Raw genomic sequence first — 19,757 nt, 5'->3', positions numbered from 1 at the left:
ATTCCAGCACGTCATGGTGTTCAGAAATTGTCCTTGCGCTTGCGAATTTCGGCAAACACTTCGGCGTCGGAGGCTTTCTCCATGCCGAGATGCCTGCGGATTGCCGGATCGTGCCAGCGCAGGAACGGATTCGTCGACAGTTCCTCGCCGATCGTGGTTGGCAGCGTCGGCTTGCCGTCGGCGCGCAGCGCCTCGATTTTCGCAGCGCGCTCCTTCAACGCCGAATTGGTCGGGTCGACGGTCAGCGCGAAGCGGGCGTTGGAGAGCGTGTATTCATGGCCGCAATAAACGACCGTCTCGGCCGGAAGCGCCGCGAGCTTTTTCAACGAATCGTACATCACCGGCGGCTCGCATTCGAACAGCCGGCCGCAGCCGAGCGCGAACAGCGTGTCGGCGGTGAACGCCACTTTCGATGCCGGCAGATGATAGGAGACATGGCCCGCCGTGTGGCCGGGCGTGGCGATCACGTCGATCCTCTCGTCGCCGAGGTGGATGACCGAACCCTGCTCGACGGTTTCGTCGATGCCGGGAATTTTTGCCTTTTCCGCTTCCGGTCCGACGATGCGCAGCTTGAAGAGCTCCTTCAGCGCCAGATTGGCCTCGACATGGTCGACATGGTGATGGGTGGTCAGGATCATCGTCGGCGTCCAGCCGGTACGCTCGATCGCGGCCAGGACCGGCGCCTCCTCCGGCGCGTCGATGATCGCGGTCTGGCCGCTTTTCGGGTCATGCACCAGCACACCGAAATTGTCGCTGCGGCACATGAACTGTTCGATTTCAACCGGCATGGCGTCTCTCCACTCGTGCGCCGTGCGTCCAGTTGGACGTACAAAGGACGCTCTAACACTTTTTATCTGCTTCATCGTGCTTTCCGAAATCGAAACCGATTTCGGGCTGATGCAGTAGTCGCCGCAGACATAGGGCGCTTGCCCGTGGATGTCATCCGCGTTTGTAGAACTTGGCGCCTTTGTTGAACTTGGACAGCATCGAAGATACCGTCCCGCGCATGCATTCCGATATCATCGACCTTCGCTCGTTCTATTCGACCACGCTCGGGCGATTGGCCGAACGCTCGATCACCATGGCGTTGTCCTCGATATGGGCTGTCGTGCCCAATGAGCGGCTGGTCGGCCTCGGTTACACCTTGCCGTGGCTGGAGCGGTTCGGCACCGACGCGGAGCGTGTCTTTGCCTTCATGCCGGCGACGCAGGGCGCGGTGGTCTGGCCGGCCACCGGGCCGACCGCGACCGCGCTGGTCTTCGATGAGGAATTGCCGCTGGTCGACGCCTCCATCGACCGCATGCTGCTCGTCCATTCACTCGAACATGCCGAGAACCCGCGCGAGACGCTGAACGAAATCTGGCGGGTGCTGTCGCCCGCCGGCCGCGTCGTCATCGTCGTGCCCAACCGGCGCGGTGTCTGGGCGCGGTTCGAGCATACGCCGTTCGGCAGTGGCCGGCCTTTCTCGCGCGGCCAGCTCACCGAATTGCTGCGCGAAGCGAATTTCACGCCCGCGGCCTGGTCCGATGCCCTGTTCTTCCCGCCATCGCGGCGACGCTTCATGATGCAGTTCCACAATGTGCTGGAGCGCGCCGGCCGCAGGTTCTGGCCGATCTTTTCCGGCGTCATCGTGGTCGAGGCGCAGAAGCGGCTCTATCAGGGCGTGCCGGTCGTCCAGCGTGCCTCTCGCCGCGTCTTCGTGCCGGTTTTCTCGCCGCATGGCGCCACAAGGCTCGGCCGGATATCGCCGACCGGGAATGCAAAATTGCCGGGCCGTCGATGACATGTTCGTGATCGGAATCGCGCTTTTTCTCACCTATCTGTCGAGGGCGGGTACCCGATTGAGTCGACTTGTTCATCGGTTTCAGCACCGCTTCCGAATTCAAGGACTTCACCAATGGCTGATTATCCGGATGTCGAAGGCAGCGCCAAGCCGGCTGCCGCGTCGATCGAGGCCAGCAGCCTGAGCGACCAATTGGCGACCATCAAGCTGGCGCTGGGGACCTCGCCGATCCGCAAACACCTGCTCTGGGCCTGCGTCGGCATAGTCGCTGTCATTGTGGCAACCTCGATCGGGCAGGTTCTGCTCAATCGCTGGAACGAGCCCTTCTACGATGCGCTGGCTCGGCGCGACATGCAGGGCTTCCTGCACCAGCTTCTGGTCTTTGCCGCCATCGCCGGCGGGCTCGTGGTGCTCAATGTCGGCCAGACCTGGCTCGACCAGATGATCCGGCTGAAGCTGCGCGAGGCGTTGACCCTCGATCTGATCGGTGAATGGATGCGGCCGGCGCGCGCCTTCCGGCTCGCCAACGCCGGCGCCATCGGCGTCAACCCTGACCAGCGCCTGCAGCAGGATGCCGGGCATCTCTCCGATCTTTCCACCGGTCTCGGCATAGGGCTATTGCAGTCGTTCATTCTGCTTGTTTCGTTCGTCGGCGTCCTATGGTCGCTGTCTTCGGGCTTCGTCTTCCATATCGGCGGCTATTCGCTGGCCATTCCGGGCTACATGGTGTGGGCCGCGATCCTCTATGCCGGCACGGCCTCCTGGCTGAGCTGGCTGGTCGGACGGCCGCTCATCCGCTTCAACAGTGACCGCTATATGCGTGAAGCGGAGCTGCGCTCCTCGGTGGTCCGCGTCAACGAGAATGTCGATGCCATCGCGCTTGCGCACGGCGAGGCCGACGCGAGACGACGGCTCGAGCTCGACCTCGGCACGGTGCTGGGCGCGATGCGGCGCATCTACAGCGCCCAGATCAATCTTTCCTGGGTGACCGATACCTATGGCTGGATCACTGTCGTCGCGCCGATCCTCGTCGCCTCGCCGGTCTATTTTGCCGGCGATATCAGCTTCGGCGGGCTGATGATGGCAGTCGGCGCCTTCAACCAGGTGCATGCCTCGTTACGTTGGTTCATCAACAATATCGGCGGTATCGCCGATTGGCGCGCCACGCTGATGCGCGTCGCCGATTTCCGCATCGCGCTCGTTGAAACGGATGTGCTGCACGATACCGAAGAACGCATCACGATCGGCGAAAACCCGAATGGCAGGTTGACATTCGAGAACCTCGAGATTGCGTCGCGGGATGGATGTACGAAGCTCGCCGAGCCCCATGTCGAAATCCGCGCCGGCGAGCGCGTCATGATCACCGGAGATCCGCGCGCCGGCAAGACGCTGTTCTTTCGCGCCATTGCCGGTCTGTGGCCGTGGGGAAGCGGGCGGATCGGCATGCCGGCCGGAGAGGTGCCCGCCTTCGTTCCCCGAAAACCCTATTTCCCGCTCGGCACGCTGCGCGAAGTGCTCGACCACGCCGATGCGGCGGTTAGCGACGCCGAGATCTCGGCGGTGCTTGCCGAGGTCGGTCTCGGGCGTCTGTCGTCCTCGCTCGACCGCTCGGCGCGCTGGGAGCGCGAATTGAGCGATGACGAGCAGCGCCTGCTTGCCTTTGCCCGGCTGGTCTTGCGGCAGCCGAAATGGGTGATCATCGACGAGGCCTTGGACACGTTCGACGGCGCGACGCTGAGGCGGGTGCTGTCGATGCTGGAGGCGCGTCTGGCCGACGCCGCAATCCTCAATATCGGCCGAGGCCAGCAGAACATTGAATTCTTTCCACGCTCATTGGCGATCGTGAAAGACATCGAGCGACCGGCTCTCAAGCCAGTCCGTGTCAGGGCCGGCGCGATCGAACCACCCCCGGCCGTCGCCGCAGCCTACCAAGAGACGTAGCCGGCTATACGCCGGCAAGCTTTATTTCGCCGTGATCGCAGCGAAAGATTGCCTGGTATCGTTCGAAAGCCTGCGGCGTTGGACCCATGCTTGACGCGCTTAAAGCGCGTCCCGGTGAAGAGATTCAAGAGATTCATGCGACACGCTTTAAGCCTCTGTTTCTATTCATGTCGTTACCCCAAAGCCGCTGCGCACTTTTGGGCGACATGCATTAGCCTGCTTGCCTGCCTTGCCTGCGCTCAGGCAGCACCACTGGCCGCGCCCGCCGATGCCATTGCAGTGGACGTCGAACTGGTGCTGGCGGTCGACATTTCGCACTCGATGGACGAAAAGGAATTCGCGCTGCAGCGCGCCGGCTATGTCGAGGCGCTGCGCCACCCCGACTTCATCAATGCGGTGCGTTCGGGCGTGACCGGCCGCATTGCGCTGGCCTATTTCGAATGGGCAGGCACCGTCCGCGACGATGCGGTCATTGCCTGGCAGGTCATCGACAATGCTGAGAGCGCTAACGCTTTCGCCGACAAGATCGAGGCGCGCCCGTTCAGGAGCTTTCGCGGCACCTCGATTTCCGGTGCGCTCGCCTTCGGCGCCAAGCTTTTGGATGGAGCCGCTTTCGACGCGACGCGCAGCGTCATCGACATTTCAGGCGATGGCCCCAACAATACCGGGATGCCCGTCACCACGACACGCGACGCCGCGGTGGCAAAGGACATCGTCGTCAACGGCCTGCCGATCCTGATCAGCCCGTCGCCCAGCTTTAGCCATCTCGACCGGTACTATGCCGAGTGCGTTACCGGCGGGCCAGGTTCCTTCGTGCTGCCGGTCTATGCCGCTTCCGAATTCGTGACCGCCATACGCCGCAAGCTGGTCCTGGAGGTCAGCGGTGTTGCCGGTCCCAGGGCCGCTCCCGCGACACTCCGGGTCGATGCGGCAACGCCGGTCGACTGTTTGCAAGGCGAGCGCGGCCGCCAGTTTTTCTCCGATCCGTATTTTCCGGAGCTTGATCGCTAGCTAGACTTGGTCGATGAATGGCGAACAGTCGCAGATGGTCTCCGGACTCTTGCCGGCCGCGCGCCATATGCGACGGCCGTTATCGCTTCAGCAGGAACACCGCTTGCTGGCCAAAGAAATTCCAGAACCACCAAGGCATCGACAGGCCGATTTTCTGGCCATTGGCGTCGAGCGCGGTTGCCTTTTCTACCGTTGCGCCGAGCTCTTCGCAGAGATTGACGAAGTCGCGGATGGTGCAGAAATGGATGTTGGGCGTGTCGTACCAGGAATAGGGCAGGTCCTTGGTCACCGGCATCCGCCCTTCGACGAACAGCGAAAGGCGCACCCGCCAGTGGCCGAAATTGGGGAAGGAGACGATGGCGTGCTTGCCGATCCTAAGCAACTCGTCGAGCACCAGCTTCGGGTTGCGGGTCGCCTGCAAGGTCTGCGACAGGACGACGAAATCAAAACCCTTGTCGGGATAGAATTTGAGGTCCTTGTCGGCGTCGCCCTGGATGACGGACAGGCCGCGCGCCACGCATTCGTTGACGCCGCGCTGCGACAGTTCCATCCCACGGCCGTCGACCTGCTTCGTCGCCTGCAGCAATTCGAGCAGCAGGCCATCACCGGAGCCGACGTCCAGCACCCGCGACTGGGGCGGGATGAGATCGGCGACAACTTCGAGGTCGACGCGCTGGGCGTGGTTGACACTCATGATCGTGGCTTTTGCTTGGCGCATGACCTTGATCCGAAAAGTCTGCAACTTTTCGGGGCCATGCGTTGCCTGGCACATGATCCCGGTCCGAAAAATCTGCAACTTTTCGGGGTCATGCGCTGATGCATGGCGAAAGATGCCGGTCCGGAAAGCCTGCAATCTTCAGGGATCATGCGCTGAGCCCCCTGGCGCGAGCCGCCGAGGCGATGAAGCCGTTGATGGCGGCAAACAGCTCCGGCTCGTCGAGCAGGAAGGCGTCGTGGCCGCGATCGGTCTCGATCTCGACGAAGGACACCGAGGCGCCGGCCGCGTTCAGCGCGTGAACGACCGAGCGGCTCTCCTCGGTCGGGAACAGCCAGTCGCTGGTGAAGGAGACCAGGCAGAAACGGGTTCTGGTGCCGGCAAAGGCGTCGGCCAGCCGGCCGCCATGATCGGCGGCGAGGTCGAAATAGTCCATCGCCCGGGTCATGTAGAGATAGGAGTTGGCGTCGAAGCGGTCGACGAAGGTCATGCCCTGATGGCGCAGATAGCTCTCAATCTGGAAGTCGGCGTCAAAACCGAAGGTGAGCGCTTCACGGTCCTGCAGGTTGCGGCCAAACTTCCGGTGCAGGGCCGCCTCCGACAGATAAGTGATGTGAGCGGCCATGCGCGCCACAGCCAGTCCCTTTTCCGGGCGCTTGCCTTGCTCGAAATATTTGCCGCCATGCCAGTCCGGATCGGCCATCACCGCTTGCCGGCCGACCTCATGGAAGGCGATGTTCTGCGAGGAATGGCGCGCGCCAGTGGCGATCGGCAGCGCCGAGAAAACGCGCTCCGGATAGCTCGACGCCCATTGCAGCACCTGCATGCCGCCCATCGAGCCGCCGAGCACCGAGAACAGTTTTTCGATGCCGAAATGATCGACCAGCATCAACTGCGCCCGCACCATGTCGCGTATGGTGATGATCGGCAGGTCGAGCCCGTAGGGCTTGCCGGTGGCTGGATTGGTCGAGGCGGGGCCGGTCGAGCCGAGGCAGCCGCCGATGACGTTTGAGCAGATGACGAAGAAGCGGCTGGTGTCGATGATCTTGCCGGGGCCAATCAGCACTTCCCACCAGCCCGGCTTGCCGGTCACTGGATTGGTGCTGGCGACATGCTGGTCGCCGGTCAGTGCATGGCAGACGAGGATGGCGTTGGAGCGGGCGTCGTTGAGGGTGCCGTAAGTCTTGTAGGCGATCTGGAACGGTGACAGCAGCGTGCCGGCATCGAGCTTGAGCGGCTTGTCGGCACCGAAACGCAACACCGGGCTCGACGGCTCGTCGGCCTCGTTGTTGGTTCTTTTAGTGCGCAGCGCGACCATCGCATCCTCTTACATTAACCCATCGCGCTTTCCGAAAGTCGATACCGATTTTCGGGTCGATGCGATTGTCCGGCCGGCTACGGACAACAAGAAAACCGACATCGCCTTCGCAAAGCCGGTTACAGGATGCAAACGGCCCTTTAGCGAGTTGTTTAACGTGGCTGCAAGCCGACCGGCCAAATCACCACGGGATTTCGCCTTTCTTCTAGGACCGGAGCGTCTCGGCGTCAACGGCCAGTCGTTCACCCATGCCAGTCGCTCACCCATGATCGCCGCCTCTCGACATTCCAGGCCACGGCTTGTATTTCCGCTGCGGCTTCCCGGGTGGAAGCGTTTTCGACGGATTTTTGCAATATGAACCAGGCATCGGATCGGGCACGTCCAACGCCCCGCGCGGGGATCATGGACATCGAAGCGTATGTGCCGGGCAAAAGCACGGCGCCGGCCGGCGTTGCCAAGGTCCACAAACTGTCGTCGAACGAGAACCCGCTTGGCCCCTCGCCGAAGGCGATAGAAGCCGCGCGCGACGTCGCGGCCAAACTCGACATATATCCCGACGGCACCGCCAGGCGCCTACGGGAGGCGATCGCCGAGGTGCATGGCCTCAACCCGGCGAACATCGTCTGTTCCAATGGTTCCGACGAGATTCTCGGCCTGCTTGCGCAGACCTATCTCGCGCCCGGCGATGAAGCTGTGATCACCGAACACGCCTTCATGGTCTACAAGATCTACATCCAGTCGGCAGGTGCTGTCCCGGTGTCGGTCAAGGAAACCAATGAGCGCGCCGACGTCGATGCGATCCTCGCTGCGGTGACGCCGCGTACCAGGATCATCTTCCTCGCCAATCCCAACAACCCGACCGGCACCTATTTGCCGTTCCAGGAGGTGCGCCGCCTGCATGCCAGCCTGCCTCGAAACGTGCTTCTGGTGCTGGATGCAGCCTATGCCGAATATGTCCGCCGCAATGATTATGAAGCCGGCGTCGAGCTGGTGGCTGGCGCGGAAAACGTGGTTATGACCCGCACCTTCTCCAAGCTCGGCCTCGGCGGTGCGCGGATCGGCTGGATGTACGCGCCGATGCATATCATCGACGCGATCAACCGCGTGCGAGGTCCCTTCAACGTCAACGCGACGGCGATTGAGGCCGGCATTGCCGCGATCCGCGACCGCACCCATGTCGAGCGCAGCGTGGCTCATAACGACACCTGGCTGCGATGGGTGAGCGAGGAGTTGACCAAGCTCGGACTGCGGGTGACGCCGAGCGTCGGCAATTTCGTCCTCATCCACTTTCCCGAGGACAAAAAACATTCGGCGGCAGCTGCGGACGATTACCTCTCCGCGCGCGGCTATATATTGCGGCGCGTTTCCGGCTACGGCTTCCCCAATGCACTGCGCATGAGCATCGGCACCGAAGAGGCCAATCGTGGCGTTGTCGCCGCCCTCGCGACATTTCTGAAAAGCTAGAAGACCATGACATCACCGATGTTCGAAAAGATCGCGCTGGTCGGCATCGGCCTGATCGGCTCGTCGCTGGCCCGCGTAATCCATCGCGAAGGCCTAGCCGGTCACGTCGCCATCTCGACGCGCAGCGAAACGACCCTGGCGCGGGCGCGGGAACTCGGCCTCGGCTCCTCCTACGCGATGGACGCGAAAGAGGCGGTCGGCGATGCCGACCTGGTGATCGTTTCGGTGCCGGTCGGCTCTTCGGGCGAGGTCGCCGAGGAAATCGCACCGGCGCTGAAGCAGGGCGCCATCCTCACCGATGTCGGCTCGACCAAGGCGTCGGTCATCGCGCAGATGCAGCCGCATGTGCCTGCTGGTGTGCATTTCATTCCCGGCCACCCGCTGGCCGGCACTGAAAAGTCGGGCCCGGACGCCGGCTTTGCCGAACTGTTCGAAAACCGCTGGTGCATCTTCACGCCGTTGCCCGGCACCGATCCGGCCGCCTTGGAAAAGCTCTCGGAATTCTGGCGCCGTTGCGGCTCAAACATCGATACGATGGATCCCCAGCATCACGACATGACGCTGGCCATCGTCTCGCACCTGCCGCACATCATCGCCTATAACATCGTCGGCACCGCCGACGATCTGGAGTCGGTGACCAAGTCCGAGGTGATCAAATATTCGGCCTCCGGCTTTCGCGACTTCACTCGCCTTGCCGCGTCCGACCCGACGATGTGGCGGGACGTCTGCCTGCACAACAAGGACGCCATCCTCGAAATGCTGGCGCGGTTCTCGGAAGATCTGGCCTCGCTGCAGCGGGCGATCCGCTGGGGCGACGGCGAAAAACTTTTCGACCTGTTCACCCGCACCCGCGCCGTCCGCCGCTCGATCATCGAGGCCGGTCAGGACATCGACGTACCGGACTTTGGCCGGCAGGCAGTCGAGCACCCGGCCAAGGGATAGAGCATCGGACCCAGAAGTGGGTACTGGTTTTAGGAAAATCCGATGCTCAAACAAAAAGATAGAGCAGCGGTACGATTCGATTTGAAAGCCCGCCGCTGTCTCAGGCCGGCCAGTGAGCCGCCATCATCGCCAGTGTCTCGGCCCTGTCCGGCGCGCCCAGCCTGCCGCCGAAGCGCAGGCATTTGAGCGCGGCGGCGGCGCTGGCAAAGCGCAATGTCCGTTCGATCGGCATCGCCTCCGCCAACCCGACGGCAAAGGCGCCGTGAAACACGTCGCCGGCGGCAAGCGTATCCACTGCGTTGATCCTTGGCGCTGCGACATGGCGCACGGACCCAGCCGAGCGGTCGAACCACCAGCTTCCCGCCGCGCCGCCGGTCACCGCGACAAACGCATCGGTGCGTCTGCCCAGCGCTTCACAGGCCTTTTGCGGACCTCGTTCCTCGCCGCCGAGGATGAACGCCGCCGGCTCCGACGCGACGATGTGCGAGGCCAGCGGAAACAGCCGTTCCAGCACGTCTCGTGGCGCGGTGTCGGCGTCCAGTATGGCCGGACGGCCGATTTCGCGCGCCGCCGCCATGGCCAGAGCTGCTGCGCCCGGCCAGCGCACATCGACCAGGACGGCGTCGAATGCGGTGAGATCTTGGATGGGGAGCGCCCCGGGGTCGGCCTGGGCGAGTTGGTCATAGAATGGAACGATGATGCGCTCGCCATGCGTGTCGACCAAGATGGCCGACAGTGCCGACCGCGCGCCGCCGACGCGCCGGACAAAGCTGCAATCGACGCCTTCGGCCTCGATCCCGGCGACCAGCTGATCGCCGACGAGGTCGTCTCCCGCGCTCGCCCATAGCGATACGTCCGCGCCGAGGCGGCGTGCGGCGCAGGCCGCGCTCGAAGCCATGCCCGAGGCGATCTGGACGCCGTCGGACGCGATGAACTTGCCCTGACGTGCCGGAAGCGTGTCGACGCGAAGGATGGTATCGAGCGTCAGCGCGCCAACACTCAGGAGCTTCACCGGGCTGTTCATCTATCTTCCTGTTTCATCATGATTTTTCTCCGAACTGGAGGTTCGCAATCATGGTCTAATCGACGGGCTTGATCCTGCCCAGCGGGATAAAACCCAGCGAGGCCTTGCCCTTGACGACCTTGAGGGGCATCGACGGTTCGTTGCCAAGCAGCGCCAGTCCGGCAAAGCCGGTTTTGATCTGGCTCTTCTGCTCGGGAATGGCCTTGCCGAGGATTGCCGCCACCGCCTTCGGATCGCTGAGCTTGATCATCAGGTCGGCGTCGATCAGCCCGTCGGCATCGACCGACATCGGTCCGGAAACGGTGACGCGCGCGGTCCCCGACGACAGATCGAGCTTGCCGATATCCATCGCCTGGCCGCGCAGGCTCTCTGTTTGTGTCTTGATCAGCGCCACGCCGTTCTTCAGCGTCACGTCGCCACTGCCGTCGAGCGGCGGCAGCACGCGGCCATCGATGGCATCCGGTTCGATTTCGAGATTGGTGAAACTCCCGGAATAGTCGATGTCCTGGCCGTTCGGACGCAGTTGTCCGGCCGCTGTCCCGGCGCTGAACAACTCGACCGGGTCTGTGCCATCCGCCGGATCGGTCTGGGCTGACAGGCCCTCGGCCTCCAGTGAAACGCGTCGGGGCAGGGGCCAGGATAGTTTGACGTTCGCTCGCAGATCATCCCAGTCGATCCACAGCGGCGCCATCCCCGGCACGGAGGTCCTGAGCGGCCCCCGCAGGTCGGCGCCGGGCGACAGGATCTGGGTGATGTGTGTGACGGCGTTGAGGCTGCCGAGGGAGGCGGCGACGTTCCTGTTATCGTCCTGATAAGCCAGGCTGTCGCAGGAAACCGCGAAGCTCAGCGGATAGCCGCTGACCGTGAGGTTGGCGCAGTCCGCCTCGATGCCGTTGCCGTTGAGCTCGGCCACCGCTTTGTCGGCTTCGCTCTTGACCTTGTCCGCCAGGTAGAACCAGCCGGCGCTGTAGAGGCCGAACAGCACAAGGATGAAAGCGCCAAGCCAGAAGAGGCGGCGGCGAAAATTCGGCGGACGCTCGTCACTTGACGTCATGCTGCGGCTCTCGCTAGCGCGTGTTGCAGAGGGGACTGTCGTTTCCGGCAACATCAGGTAGACGGAGACGGATTGAAAAACACCGATTCCAGTGCGGTGCTGCAACCAGGCTTGGCGATATGGGCGATTTTTGGGTTTTTGGCTACGGGTCGCTGATCTGGCGGCCGGGATTTGCGCATGTCGAGACGCGGCGCGCCCGCCTCCACGGCTACCGCCGCTCGCTGTGCGTCTACTCCTTCGTGCATCGTGGCACGCGCGAACGGCCCGGCCTGGTGCTCGGCCTCGACCGCGGCGGCTCCTGCATCGGGTTGGCTTTCCGCGTCCCCGGCGATCTCCGCAATGAGGTCATCACTTATCTGCGCGAGCGCGAGCTGGTCACCAATGTCTATCGCGAGCGCATGCTTAGCATTCGCCTCGACGATGACGCTACGAACGGCGAGACGGATGGGGGCGAGACGGTCTCGGCGGTCGCCTATGTCGTCGATCGTGCCCACGAGCAATATGCCGGCGCGCTCGATGCTGCCGATGCGGCGACCGTCGTTCGCGGTGCCGTCGGCCAGTCGGGAAGGAACGAGGACTACGTGCTCAGCACGCTGGAGCACCTCGAAGCGCTGGGCATCCGCGACCACTGGCTGGAAGAGGTAGCGAAACGGATCGGGTCGTGATCTTCTTTCGTTGTTTGACCATGATCCCGAAAACCGGTTCCCACTTTTTGCGTCGCTGACCTTCGGTTCGGGATCATGGTCCGGGTTACATCCTGAAAATCTGCTTTCCGAGATCGGCGCGATCCAGGCTGTTTGTCACGGCGAGCTCGAACTCCGCCAGCGGATGGATGCCGCCGACAGGGACATGGAAATCGGGTTGGCCGAAGATGTCGACAATCTCGCGCAACACTGGCCGGTCGGCTTCGACAGGCGGCGAAAAGAAGTAGCGGTAGATATTTGCCCTGATCTCGAGGCCGCTCAGCAGCACGTCGAAATTGTGCAGTTCGAAACGCTCGGTGCTCATGCCGCCATTGATAACCATCTGCCCGCCCATTGCCAGAGTGCGGATCAACTCGCCACTGACGGGTCCGCCGACATTATCGATGATCCCGTTCAGCCCGGCGCCGTCGGTCATGTCCATGACTGCTTCCCTGATGCCGACCTTCAAACCCGACAGATCGAGGATGGCGGTGGCACCAAGCCCCTTCAGGTCGAGCCTGTCGCGAGATCGTCGCACGAGCGCAATCACGTTGATCCCGCGCCGTTGGGCGAACTGCATCACCATCGTCGAAACCGATGAATAGCCGGCCGTGACGGCCAGCCACTGTCCAGGCTGCACACGGGAATCCGCCAGTAGGTCCCAGGCGGTGATGGGGTTCACCATCTGCCCGGCGCGTTCGACCGGATAGCCGGCGGGCAGCGGGATCAGCCAAGCGGCCGGAACGGCCGCATATTCAGCCCAGCTATTGTAGTAGCTGAATGCGACAAGCGTGCCCGGTTTCAAGGCGACGTTCGCGCCCACGGCCTCGACAATGCCGGCGCCATGGTTTCCGGCGATCTGGCGGGGGAAATGCGGCTTCTTCGGTTCGGGATAGAGGTTCTGGATGAACAGAAAGTCGCCAGGGTTGATCGAGGCGGAGACCATCCTGAGCAGCACCTCACCGTCGCCGATTCGCGGCATGGGCACGTCGCCGAGATAGAGCACGTCCTGCGGCGAGCCGATTGCGTCGAATACAACTGCTTTCATGGTGGTCTCCAATAAAGGGCGATCTGGCCATGCAATCTGGACGCGACCAGATCGCAGGCACCGGCGTTTGCATCGGCGTCGCGGAACCTAAGGCCGCTGGCAAAAATCGGAATTGGCAGATTTGACAATCTATGTGCTAAACTTGCCATAGCTGTTCAAAGGAGCCATCTTGGACAATCGTCCCGTCCACGCCGTGATCTGGCTGCCGTCGACCTTCTATTCGGCCGTCGCCGCGACGCTTGTCGAAATGTTCGAGCTGGTAAGCACCATTCGCGGCGCGCCGGCGATTTCCTTCGAATTCGTGGCACGGCAGGCCGACGCCACGACGACGCCTGGAATCGCCTTTCACACCAGACGCGAACCCTCGCAGCGCATGGACCTGCTGATCCTGCTGGCCATGCCCGGCATGCAAATCCCGGAGCTTGTTGCCGCGCTGGAGGAAGAGAGCCGCCACGCCGCGCCGCTTATCGCAAGCGCGCAACGCGACGGCGCCATCATCGCCGCGCATTGCGGGGCCGGTTACTTCCTGGCAGCCGCCGGTCTTCTCGACCGAAAGCGCGCGACGATCTCCTGGTGGCTGAAGACCGATGCCCAGCGCCGCTTTCCAAAGGTGCGTTGGGACGCTTCACGTGTGCTGATCAGGGACGGACGGATCTATACTTGCGGCGGCGGCTTTTCAGGTCTGGAGCTCGGCAAGGCGCTTTTGCGGGATCTTGGCTTCGCCAGGGAGGAACGGCTGGTTCGCAAATCGCTGGTGCTGCCGCCGTCGCGGCAGATCCAGACACCCTACGAGTTCCCGCTCACCGATCTGCTGCCTTCGCAAGAGCCGTTCCGCGACCGGCTCGAAACCTTGTCCAGAAAACAGCTCGGAGTGCTCGACCTTGCCTTCCTTGGTGCGCAACTCGGTCTGTCGCCGCGAACGCTTGCGCGCCGGTTTTCCGATGAATTGCACACCACTCCCGGCCGATGGATCCAGGACCGGCGCCTTGAGGCCGCGAAAACACTTCTTGAAAGCACCAAACTCGGTATTTCGGAAATATGTTACCAGGTCGGTTACCGGGACACGGCCTCATTCAGCCGACTTTTCAACCGCGTGGTCGGACTGCCGCCTGGTGAATACCGGCGCCAGAGCCAGTAGACATCGGCTGGAACGTCGAACGCGGCGGATCGCGCCCCCGGATCGCGCCCTTGTGAAGCAGTGGTCCGTCGGAAAGAACGGCCAGGCCTTTGACCTCGGCGCGGTGAGACCTAGGTAAGCGGGGGCTTTTCGCCCGCTCCTTCCCATCCTCACGGAGATCAGTCTTGCAGAAACGTCGTCTCGGTCAAACCGACCTGTCCATCGCGCCGCTGGTTCTGGGCGGCAACGTCTTCGGCTGGACCGCCGACGAGAAAACCTCCTTCGACCTGCTCGACCGCTTCGTCGGCGCCGGCCTCAACGCCATCGACACCGCCGATTCCTACTCGCGCTGGGTTCCCGGCAACAAGGGCGGCGAATCCGAAACGATCATCGGCAGATGGATGAAGAGCCGCGGCAATCGCGACAAGGTCGTGGTGATCACCAAGGTCGGGTCGGATATGGGGCAGGGCAGGAAAGATCTCTCCGCCGCCTATATCGAAAAGGCCATCGATGCGTCGCTGCAGCGGCTGCAGACCGATGTCGTCGATCTCTATCTGTCGCACTGGCCGGACCCGACCACCCCCTACGAGGAAACGCTCGGCGCCTACCAAAAACTGCTCGCCAAGGGCAAGATCCGCCATGTCGGCGCTTCCAATCTCGACGCCGGCCAGTTGCGCGCCGCGCTCGACGTGGCAAGCCTGCGGGGCCTGCCGCGCTATGCGGTGCTGCAGCCGGAATACAATCTCTATGATCGCGCCTCCTTCGATGGGCCGCTGCGCGATCTGTGCATGGCCGAGGATATCGGCGTCATCAGCTATTTCAGCCTCGCCAAAGGGTTTTTGAGCGGCAAATACCGCAGCGAAGCCGATCTCGGCAAAAGCGCGCGTGGCGACGGCGTGAAGGGCTATCTCAACGGGCGCGGCATGCGCATCCTGGCAGCACTCGACGCGGTGTCGACGCGTCACGCGGCCAAGCAGGCGGAAGTGGCGCTCGCCTGGGTGATCGCGCGGCCCGGCGTAACGGCGCCGATCGCCAGCGCCACGACGCTGGACCAGGTCGATAGCCTCGCCGGCGCCGCATCATTGAAGCTCAGTCCGGACGATATCGCAGAGCTCGATAGCGCGAGCGCATAGACGCCAGCGCGAAGCGGCGGCTTGCTCAACCAGCAGCCAAGGGCCGTGCGCGGCCTGCGCCGGAAGGCCCCTGCACGATCGTTCAAGACGCCCTTGTCTGCCCTGCCATACCATTGCCCGCATCGCGCCTGGATACTGGTATACAGATGGCCGAACTGGTCTTTTCCCATCCGGAACTATGGCAGCAATTGCTCGCGCTTGTGCTGGCATCGGCGGTCGTGATGGGCAGTCCGGGGCCGGCGACGATAAGCGTCACCGCCGTTGGCGCCGCCTTCGGCCTGCGCGATTCGCTCCGCTACGCCTCGGGCATCATTCTTGGTACGGTCGCCGTGCTTTTGGTCGTGGCGACGGGCATTACGGCCATGCTCGCCTCTGTGCCGAAGCTCACACCGCTCCTGGCGGTGGCATCCGCAGCCTACATCCTCTACCTCGCCTTCAAGATAGCAACGGCTCCGCCTCTGGCAGCGCGTACCGGCGGGGCGGCACGTCCCACATTCCTCGGCGGGTTTCTTCTGGCCGTCGCCAACCCGAAAGCCTATGTGGCGATTGCCGCCGTATTTGCCGGCACGTCGTCCGCCGGTGAGCTCGATGCAGGGCTCAAGCTGGCGGTCCTCGCTTCGATGATCGTCGCCATCCATGTCCTGTGGCTTCTCGCCGGGGCAGCGTTTGCGCGCTTCCTGCGCAAACCGCTGGCCTCGCGGATCATCAATCTGACGTTCGCGGCGACACTGGTTTTGACAACGGCGCTGGCTGTGATTCCCTAGGGGATACTGCCGACCAGGCAGATGGTTCAGACCGGGGTATCGGAGCCAAGTTCCCTCAGCCGCTTTACCGCCGTCGGCGGCATTGGCGGCGGGTTTGGCGCATGGGACGCCTCGATGAGCAGCTGGTCGCAGGCGGCTTCCGTCTCGCCGATCAGCCGTTCCATGAATTCCTCCTTGCCCAACCCCGCCGGGATCGGCGGCAGGAAGCGCGCCTTGATCGTGCCGGGATAGCGCAGGAATTTCCGGCGCGGCCAGTAGAGACCGGCGACATGGGCGACCGGCACCACGGGAATGCCAAGCTGGGTATAGAGCTCGACGATGCCGTATTTATAGGCCGGCTCGTCGCCCGGCGCCCGGCGCGTGCCCTCGGGATAGATGATCAGCTGGCGGGGATTGCGCGCCAGCTCCTGCCTGGTCGCGGCGACCACCGCTTTCAGCGCCTTCGAGCGGCTGCCGCGGTCGACTGGGATCATCCGCATTTTCAGGATGTACCAGCCGAAGAACGGGATCCAGGTCAGTTCCCGCTTCAGGATGTAGATCGGATCTTGCAGGAACGGGAAGAAGGCGATCGCGTCCCAGAAGGATTGGTGCTTCGGCGCCAGGATGAATGAACCCTCGGGCAGGTTTTCCTGGCCGGTGATCTCGCTTTTGGTGCCGGCGATCTTGTCATAGAGCCACATGCTGGTGCGCGACCAGAATTTCGGCACAAACCAGGCGCGGTGGCGCGGCGACAAAAAATAGTACGGGGTCCAGAGGATCATCTGGACGATCAGATTGACGTAAAAGACGAGGTTGAACGCCAACGAGCGAATAAGGAGCATGGGGGAAGTGCCCGGTGAGGAGGTGTGCGTTGGTTACACCAAGCGCAGGCAAAAAGGAAACGGTGCGATGGCCCGTTCGTCAGGCCTGCCACGTCGCTTGCACCAGCCGCTTCTTCAGGCGTGGGGCGGCGAAATCGAGGAACGCGCGCAGTTTCACCGGCAGTAGACCCTGGCCGGCATGCACGAGGCTGACCGACCATGGCTGCGGCTCGAATGCCTCCAGCACGGTGCGGAGCGTGCCGGACCGCACCGCAGCAGTGATCTGGTAGGAAAGCACCCTCGTCATCCCGGCGCCGGCAATCGCGGCATCGATCGCCGCTTCCGCGGTGTTGACCCGAAGCCGTGAGCGGATCGGAACAGTGAGGTCGCTCTTGCCGGTGGAAAAAGTCCATGCGGCAGGAGCGGTGAGCCCTTCGAAGGTGACGCAGCTGTGTGCCGCGAGGTCTTTCGGCGTCTTTGGCATGCCGTGCTCGGCCAAATAGGCCGGGCTCGCGCAAACAACGCGCCGGATCGAGCCGATGCGGGTGGCCACCAGGCTCGAGTCGGGAAGCTCGCCGATGCGGACGGCGAGATCGATGTGCTCCTCGGTCAACTGGGTTATCCGGTCGGCGAGCATCAGGCGGATAGCCACGTCGGGGTAGGCGGCAAGGAAGCCGGTGACGACCGGTAGCACATGCAGCCGGCCAAAGACGATCGGCGCGGTGATGATCAGATCGCCCGTCGGGGCGCTGTATTCGCCGGCGGCGGCACGCTCGGCCTCGCCGACCTCGTCGAGAATACGATGGCAGGCAGCGAGGTAGGCGTGACCCGCGTCGGTCAGCGTCAGCTGCCGCGTCGAGCGGTTCAGGAGACGCGTCTTCAGATGCCGCTCCAGGTCGGAGACCTTGCGGCTGACCGTTGCAAGCGGGATGCTAAAGCGGCGTCCGGCGGCCGAAAGGCTGCCGGCCTCCACCGCGGCGACGAAAAGCGACATGGCCTCGAGGCGATCCATACTTCTCCCGGAAAATGGAAGGATTGGTTGCGAATATCACATCTAAATCCAAAAGATGGAAGGGGCCATGTTTGGCGGCGAAGCTGATCAATGGGAAGGAATGCCGATGCCCCGTATCCCTACGCCCGCGTCCATAGAGGCCGCGCCTGCTGCGTCGCAGCCGATATTGCATGCCGTCGAGAAGCAACTCGGCGTCGTCCCAAACCTCTTCAGGCTCGTTTCCAATAGCCCGGCTGCGCTGGAAGGCTATCTCGCTCTGTCCGGAGCGCTTGCCAAGGGCCGCCTTCCCGCGCCGACGCGCGAGCGCATCGCTCTGGCGGTCGCCGAGATCAATGGCTGCAGCTACTGCCTTTCCGCCCACACCTATCTCGGCAAGAACCTCGCCAAGCTTGACGATGCCGAGATGGTCGCCAATCGCGGCGGCGGGTCCAACGACCCCAAGGCCGCCGCAGCGGTGCGTTTCGCCGCCAAGATTGCGCGCGACCGCGGCCATATCGGTGACGAGGATCTCAGCGCCGTCAGGCTCGCAGGCTACGACGATGCGCAGATCATCGAGATCGTCCAGCATGTCGCTCTCAATGTCTGGACCAACTATGTCAATGAGGTTGCCAGGACGGAGATCGACTTTCCCGTCGTTTCTGTCCGCATGGCAGCCTGAACTCAGCGACCGGTGTGTCATCGGTCGTGGCGTTAGAGCATCGGACCCAAAAGTGGGTGCCGGTTGTGGGAAAATCCGATGCTAAAACAAAAAGATAGAGCGGCGGCACGGTTCGACTTGAAAGTTCACCGCTCTAGCCCATCGCAAGGAGTTCGCATGTCTGAAAGCCGCCCGCCGCTCCCGCCATTCACCGCCGAGACCGCCGCACAAAAGGCACGCATGGCGGAGGATGCCTGGAACTCCCGTGATCCGGCACGGGTCGCGCTTGCGTACACAATCGACAGTCGCTGGCGCAACCGGGCCGAGTTCCTGCAAGGGCGCGACGCCATCCAGACCTTCCTCACACGCAAATGGGATCGCGAACGCGACTACCGGCTCATCAAGGAGGTCTGGGCCTTCCGCGACAACCGTATCGCGGTGCGGTTCGCTTATGAATGGCACGACGACAGCGGCTCGTGGTTTCGCAGCTACGGCAACGAGAACTGGGAGTTCGATGAACATGGATTGATGCGCTTGCGCATCGCCAGCATCAACGACCTGCCGATCCGCGAGGCCGACCGCAAATATCATTGGCCGCTCGGCCGCCGGCCGGACGATCATCCCTCTCTGACGGAACTCGGCCTTTGAATGAGGCATTTCCATGAATGCTCACGTCTTCACCAGCGATGTCGCCTTTACGCCAACGGTCAAGGCGATCCAGACCCGCAAAGGCTCACGTGATGCCTATGCGCGTGTCGAGGAGCGTGGCGGCTGGCAAGCTGATATCACGCCCGATCTCGCCACCTTTATCGAGGCGCAGACCAGTATCTTCCTGTCGACGGCCAATGGTGAGGGCCAGCCCTACATCCAGCATCGCGGCGGGCCGGCCGGCTTCCTCAAGGTGCTCGACGAGCGGACGATCGGCTTCACGGATTTCTCCGGCAACAGGCAATTCATCACCCAGGGCAATCTGGACGACAACCCCCGCGCATTCCTGTTCCTGATCGACTATGCCCGCCGGCAGCGCATCAAGATCTGGGGCAGCGCGCGGGTCGTCGAGGACGACGCCGAACTGATGGCGAAGCTGATGCCGGAAGGCTATAAGGCGCGCCCAGAGCAAATCATCCTGTTCACGGTTTCGGCCTGGGATTCCAATTGCCCGCAGCACATTCCACAACGTTTCGAAGCGGCCGATGTGGCGGCGGCGCTGGCCGAGAGGGACAAGCGTATCGAATGGCTCGAACAGGAGAACGCGCGTCTGCGTGACGCCTCAAGCGCCACGGTCAAGGAATGATGCCGCTGCCGGTTCCA

20 protein-coding genes and 1 riboswitch are annotated in these 19,757 nt (G+C 63.0%); of the genes, 12 read left to right on the top strand and 8 right to left on the bottom strand.

The genetic code is table 11. The features are described from left to right. Window positions 1–20 precede the first annotated feature (20 nt). A complete protein-coding gene (gloB, locus tag AC0L3N_RS08080) occupies window positions 21–788 on the bottom strand; it encodes a hydroxyacylglutathione hydrolase (RefSeq protein WP_473546897.1) in 768 nt (255 codons plus the stop codon). Between the two features lie 218 nt (window positions 789–1,006). Between gloB and AC0L3N_RS08075 the strand changes: the two genes are divergently transcribed. The 3 genes from AC0L3N_RS08075 (at window position 1,007) to AC0L3N_RS08065 (ending at window position 4,735) form a co-directional block, all read left to right on the top strand. After that, the gene (locus AC0L3N_RS08075; RefSeq protein WP_473547267.1) at window positions 1,007–1,783 is read left to right on the top strand and encodes a class I SAM-dependent methyltransferase; all 777 of its coding nucleotides are present in this window, start codon (window positions 1,007–1,009) and stop codon (window positions 1,781–1,783) included. Between the two features lie 114 nt (window positions 1,784–1,897). Next, window positions 1,898–3,724, top strand: a complete 1,827-nt coding sequence (locus AC0L3N_RS08070; protein ID WP_473546895.1) for an ABC transporter ATP-binding protein/permease — start codon at window positions 1,898–1,900, stop codon at window positions 3,722–3,724. A gap of 210 nt (window positions 3,725–3,934) precedes the next feature. Beyond that, window positions 3,935–4,735 carry a DUF1194 domain-containing protein gene (locus tag AC0L3N_RS08065; protein WP_425294106.1) on the top strand — a complete coding sequence of 267 codons (801 nt, stop codon included), beginning with the start codon at window positions 3,935–3,937 and terminating at the stop codon, window positions 4,733–4,735. 79 nt (window positions 4,736–4,814) lie between these two features. Here AC0L3N_RS08065 and metW read toward each other — a convergent pair whose 3' ends face one another. Beyond that, window positions 4,815–5,429, bottom strand: coding sequence for a methionine biosynthesis protein MetW (gene metW, locus AC0L3N_RS08060; RefSeq protein WP_023797197.1), 615 nt, complete (start codon window positions 5,427–5,429; stop codon window positions 4,815–4,817). 169 nt (window positions 5,430–5,598) lie between these two features. Then, window positions 5,599–6,768 (bottom strand): homoserine O-acetyltransferase MetX, encoded by a 1,170-nt coding sequence (metX, locus tag AC0L3N_RS08055; protein WP_095493438.1) that lies wholly within the window; start codon window positions 6,766–6,768, stop codon window positions 5,599–5,601. A 120-nt stretch (window positions 6,769–6,888) separates the two neighbouring features. After that, window positions 6,889–6,966, bottom strand: a riboswitch (SAM riboswitch). A gap of 156 nt (window positions 6,967–7,122) precedes the next feature. On the opposite strand from metX, the gene hisC reads away from it, so the two are divergent. After that, on the top strand, window positions 7,123–8,232 hold the full coding sequence (gene hisC / locus AC0L3N_RS08050) for a histidinol-phosphate transaminase (RefSeq protein WP_473546893.1): 1,110 nt from the start codon (window positions 7,123–7,125) through the stop codon (window positions 8,230–8,232). Window positions 8,233–8,238: 6 nt separating this feature from the next. Next, window positions 8,239–9,174, top strand: a complete 936-nt coding sequence (locus AC0L3N_RS08045; protein ID WP_473488113.1) for a prephenate/arogenate dehydrogenase family protein — start codon at window positions 8,239–8,241, stop codon at window positions 9,172–9,174. 100 nt (window positions 9,175–9,274) lie between these two features. Here the strand turns inward: AC0L3N_RS08045 and AC0L3N_RS08040 are convergent, their stop codons facing one another. Then, on the bottom strand, window positions 9,275–10,198 hold the full coding sequence (locus AC0L3N_RS08040) for a sugar kinase (protein WP_123148622.1): 924 nt from the start codon (window positions 10,196–10,198) through the stop codon (window positions 9,275–9,277). A 55-nt stretch (window positions 10,199–10,253) separates the two neighbouring features. Further along, entirely contained in the window at window positions 10,254–11,252 is a 999-nt protein-coding gene (locus AC0L3N_RS08035; protein WP_123148623.1) for a DUF2125 domain-containing protein, read from the bottom strand. Window positions 11,253–11,371: 119 nt separating this feature from the next. Here AC0L3N_RS08035 and AC0L3N_RS08030 point away from each other — a divergent pair, with 119 nt between their 5' ends. Further along, complete coding sequence (locus tag AC0L3N_RS08030) at window positions 11,372–11,917, top strand: gamma-glutamylcyclotransferase (protein ID WP_473546891.1); 546 nt, start codon at window positions 11,372–11,374, stop codon at window positions 11,915–11,917. A gap of 85 nt (window positions 11,918–12,002) precedes the next feature. On the opposite strand, the gene AC0L3N_RS08025 is transcribed toward AC0L3N_RS08030, so the two are convergent. Next, window positions 12,003–12,983, bottom strand: coding sequence for a quinone oxidoreductase family protein (locus AC0L3N_RS08025; protein WP_473546889.1), 981 nt, complete (start codon window positions 12,981–12,983; stop codon window positions 12,003–12,005). A gap of 169 nt (window positions 12,984–13,152) precedes the next feature. On the opposite strand from AC0L3N_RS08025, the gene AC0L3N_RS08020 reads away from it, so the two are divergent. The 3 genes from AC0L3N_RS08020 (at window position 13,153) to AC0L3N_RS08010 (ending at window position 15,997) form a co-directional block, all read left to right on the top strand. Beyond that, window positions 13,153–14,121, top strand: coding sequence for a GlxA family transcriptional regulator (locus AC0L3N_RS08020; protein ID WP_473546888.1), 969 nt, complete (start codon window positions 13,153–13,155; stop codon window positions 14,119–14,121). 164 nt (window positions 14,122–14,285) lie between these two features. Continuing rightward, entirely contained in the window at window positions 14,286–15,233 is a 948-nt protein-coding gene (locus AC0L3N_RS08015) for an aldo/keto reductase (RefSeq protein WP_123148627.1), read from the top strand. Window positions 15,234–15,379: 146 nt separating this feature from the next. Then, window positions 15,380–15,997 (top strand): LysE family translocator, encoded by a 618-nt coding sequence (locus AC0L3N_RS08010; protein ID WP_123148628.1) that lies wholly within the window; start codon window positions 15,380–15,382, stop codon window positions 15,995–15,997. A gap of 26 nt (window positions 15,998–16,023) precedes the next feature. Here the strand turns inward: AC0L3N_RS08010 and AC0L3N_RS08005 are convergent, their stop codons facing one another. Beyond that, a complete protein-coding gene (locus AC0L3N_RS08005) occupies window positions 16,024–16,818 on the bottom strand; it encodes a lysophospholipid acyltransferase family protein (RefSeq protein ID WP_473546885.1) in 795 nt (264 codons plus the stop codon). A 79-nt stretch (window positions 16,819–16,897) separates the two neighbouring features. Beyond that, window positions 16,898–17,809 carry a LysR family transcriptional regulator gene (locus AC0L3N_RS08000; RefSeq protein WP_123148629.1) on the bottom strand — a complete coding sequence of 304 codons (912 nt, stop codon included), beginning with the start codon at window positions 17,807–17,809 and terminating at the stop codon, window positions 16,898–16,900. Window positions 17,810–17,915: 106 nt separating this feature from the next. Between AC0L3N_RS08000 and AC0L3N_RS07995 the strand changes: the two genes are divergently transcribed. The 3 genes from AC0L3N_RS07995 (at window position 17,916) to AC0L3N_RS07985 (ending at window position 19,740) form a co-directional block, all read left to right on the top strand. Continuing rightward, window positions 17,916–18,467, top strand: a complete 552-nt coding sequence (locus AC0L3N_RS07995; protein ID WP_473546883.1) for a carboxymuconolactone decarboxylase family protein — start codon at window positions 17,916–17,918, stop codon at window positions 18,465–18,467. A 156-nt stretch (window positions 18,468–18,623) separates the two neighbouring features. Then, complete coding sequence (locus tag AC0L3N_RS07990) at window positions 18,624–19,094, top strand: nuclear transport factor 2 family protein (RefSeq protein ID WP_123148630.1); 471 nt, start codon at window positions 18,624–18,626, stop codon at window positions 19,092–19,094. Between the two features lie 13 nt (window positions 19,095–19,107). Further along, the gene (locus AC0L3N_RS07985; RefSeq protein ID WP_473546881.1) at window positions 19,108–19,740 is read left to right on the top strand and encodes a pyridoxamine 5'-phosphate oxidase family protein; all 633 of its coding nucleotides are present in this window, start codon (window positions 19,108–19,110) and stop codon (window positions 19,738–19,740) included. The last annotated feature ends 17 nt before the right edge of the window (window positions 19,741–19,757 follow it).

The organism is Mesorhizobium sp. WSM4807, assembly GCF_055811615.1.
Note: the sequence above shows the minus strand (reverse complement) of the source record. Positions and strands in the feature narration are given on the sequence as shown.